We start from the raw sequence: 2,443 nt of genomic DNA on the forward strand, positions 1-2,443 counted from the left end.
AAACGCGTGCGAACACCGGGAGCCTCCAAAGCCAAGGACACTCCCTCAATACCTGCTGTTGTGATCAAATTTGTCAATGGTTCCATCGGTAATCTGTGGCACTACCTTTTGGGGGTCGAAATCATGCCTGGTTGTGTAAAATCGTGACCTTACGCCGATTTTCGACGTGCGTTTTTAGAACAACTGTCGAACTTCAGCTTAAAACACCTCGCCCCCTTGCGCGGCCTCCCCATCCAGGACCCGAAGGATCTGCGGCTACGCATGGCCCGGATTGATAAACTGGGCGCAAAGATCATCCTCTACCCGGATGCCGAGGAATTTATCCAGCAGAGTCTGTTACGCGCGCGCATGACCGCGGTGGCAGAAGAAATCCGCAAGGATCCGGAGGCCCACCCCTTACGCCGGAGCCTGCTCAAAACCAAAATGAGGCCTTATCAGCTGGACGGCATCGCCTTTGCGGCGGGCGCCGACCGGGCCATCCTGGCCGACGACATGGGCCTGGACAAGACCAACCAGGGTATCAGCGTGGTAGAACTGCTCGCCCGCCAAGCGCCGGTCTCCAAGGTGCTGATAATCTGCCCGGCTTCAGTTAGATCCCAGTGGCGATCGGAAATCCTGCGCTTCAGCGACCGCTCCTGCGACCGGGTGCTGGGCGGCGCCGTGCAACGGGCGGCCCAGTAAGGGGATGCGCGCACCGGCAAGGCCCTGGATATGCTTCAGGTTATTTATTTAACTTGTCTTCAATTGTCTTGATCTCTTCACGCAATGTGTTACATTTTGAAAGAAATTCCGGTCTTGGGTCATGGTCCAGCGCGATCTCAATTCTTCGGCCTGTTTTCGGGCAAATGGGTGCATTGGCGATAATATTTTCAATTTGGATCGTTATACTCTGTATCATATCTTCATATTGTCTGAGCTCTTGCTGTTTCAGCATCAACTCGTTCCGATAGTCAGCTTCAGACTTGCCGATAGACTTAACCACCTGCTGGATTCGATATAAACCCGAATTATGCTCAAAGGGGAAAAAGTAGAGCAATGCGGCGAAGGCTACCAAACCAAAATAAAAATATCTTCTCATTAAAGTTCTCTCCGTGATCTACCTATTGGCCATTTTAGAACCTGTTTAACACAAATATAAAGCAGGCAAGGCAAAAGAAAGCATGGCACATTTGAACCCCTTTTTTACCGGTACGAAGCTTCCCTCGAAAAAAGCATCTCTAATATCGATTGGGAACATTACCAAACTGTTAAAAAAAAGTAATTGATCACTGTGGTATCTGCGCCACTTTGTACTTTTGAAAGACCTTGTCGTAGGTGCCATTATAGATGGCACAACGGATCGCGAGCATCCGGTTTCCGGTCTGCTTCACCCACCAATCCCCGGAGCGTTTCATGCGGGTGTGGCAAATGAACTTGTTGGCTGATTCGATACCGCCACTGCCGATCGGATAGCCACCGATACGGTCCCCGCGGTAATGGATTCTTTCCCGATTGTTGAGAAGGTATCCGATCAGTTTTCGGATTTCCTCCTTTGCCGTGGCGTCCGGCGGTTTCATGCGCTCAAGGCCCCAAATCACGCTATCGACTTCGCCGTAAAAGAGCCGGGTCATTGTGCTTTCAACCCAACAGCCCGATGCGCAGATCGTGCTGGGCAATGCGCGAGGCCACGAATGACAAATCGCGGCCAAACTGTTCCTCATTTTGTATCTGGTGCCAGCTGGCCACATGTACGATCCGATCCTGACCCAGCAAATAGATGCGAAAGCCCTTGGCTTCCTGCCACCGGCCCTGGCCTCTTTTCTCGTTGCGTCGCGCTTTGGGCCGTGTGGGCACATGGGCGCCATCGGAGGCGACCACCAGAATCGGGCGCCAGGCAACATCGCTCACCTGCCCACAGCGCTCGGCGATCTGGTCAGCGGCAGGAATGACATCGGCCAGCGTGGCATGCGCACCCACGGCTTCAAAGGTGTCGTGCATGAAATGGTCGCTCACGGGCTGATCGGTCAACTCCGCAAACAGGTCGCTGCCGCCGGTAAAGGGCACCTCGGCGCTGGTGCGGGTCGCTTTGTGCTGAACGTCGAACTGATATTTCTTGCGGCTGAGCTCAAGCACCTGGTCCAGGGGTGAAAAACCGTATGAACAATCCACGCAGTAAAACCAGGGCCGCTTCAACGCGCTGGGGCCTTGCATGCTGACGATCTGTTTGAGATCGGCCCGGCGCCGCTTGCACGTTTTGCCGCATTTGGGGCAAGGGGCATGATCCCGGTCCAATTCACCGGCGTATTTTTTCTCAATTAAAGCCTGCAAACAGGCGCCGAAAAACTGTTTCTTCGTTTTGGCAAACAGCTCGCTGAGCTCGGTAAGTGTCGGCTTTTTACCGTCTGCAAACGCCTCGGCGATGATCAGGTCAACCCATTTGTCGACTTCATCATGGATCATGCTG

The 2,443-nt window shown here is 53.5% G+C and carries 3 protein-coding genes and 1 pseudogene; 1 reads left to right on the top strand and 3 read right to left on the bottom strand.

The annotated features are described in order from the left end of the window. Nucleotides 1–261 precede the first annotated feature (261 nt). Complete coding sequence (locus MRX98_RS21585; protein ID WP_246915176.1) at nucleotides 262–681, top strand: SNF2-related protein; 420 nt, start codon at nucleotides 262–264, stop codon at nucleotides 679–681. Nucleotides 682–721: 40 nt separating this feature from the next. On the opposite strand, the gene MRX98_RS21590 is transcribed toward MRX98_RS21585, so the two are convergent. The 3 genes and pseudogenes from MRX98_RS21590 to MRX98_RS21600 form a co-directional block, all read right to left on the bottom strand. Next, nucleotides 722–1,078, bottom strand: a complete 357-nt coding sequence (locus tag MRX98_RS21590) for a hypothetical protein (protein WP_246915179.1) — start codon at nucleotides 1,076–1,078, stop codon at nucleotides 722–724. A 187-nt stretch (nucleotides 1,079–1,265) separates the two neighbouring features. Then, nucleotides 1,266–1,610, bottom strand: coding sequence for a hypothetical protein (locus tag MRX98_RS21595; RefSeq protein ID WP_246915182.1), 345 nt, complete (start codon nucleotides 1,608–1,610; stop codon nucleotides 1,266–1,268). A gap of 7 nt (nucleotides 1,611–1,617) precedes the next feature. Continuing rightward, nucleotides 1,618–2,443 (bottom strand): annotated as a pseudogene (locus MRX98_RS21600) (ISKra4-like element ISTni1 family transposase); the annotation flags it as partial.

Origin of the sequence: Desulfatitalea alkaliphila (assembly GCF_022968795.1) — a bacterium.
In the GTDB taxonomy this organism is placed as follows: Bacteria; Desulfobacterota; Desulfobacteria; order Desulfobacterales; family Desulfosarcinaceae; genus Desulfatitalea; species Desulfatitalea alkaliphila.

Bases quoted from the DNA above. Each gene is read 5' to 3' on its own strand.
- MRX98_RS21585 (WP_246915176.1), top strand. From the start codon at position 262: ATGGCCCGGATTGATAAACTGGGCGCAAAGATCATCCTCTACCCGGAT.
- MRX98_RS21590 (WP_246915179.1), bottom strand. From the start codon at position 1,078: ATGAGAAGATATTTTTATTTTGGTTTGGTAGCCTTCGCCGCATTGCTC.
- MRX98_RS21595 (WP_246915182.1), bottom strand. From the start codon at position 1,610: ATGACCCGGCTCTTTTACGGCGAAGTCGATAGCGTGATTTGGGGCCTT.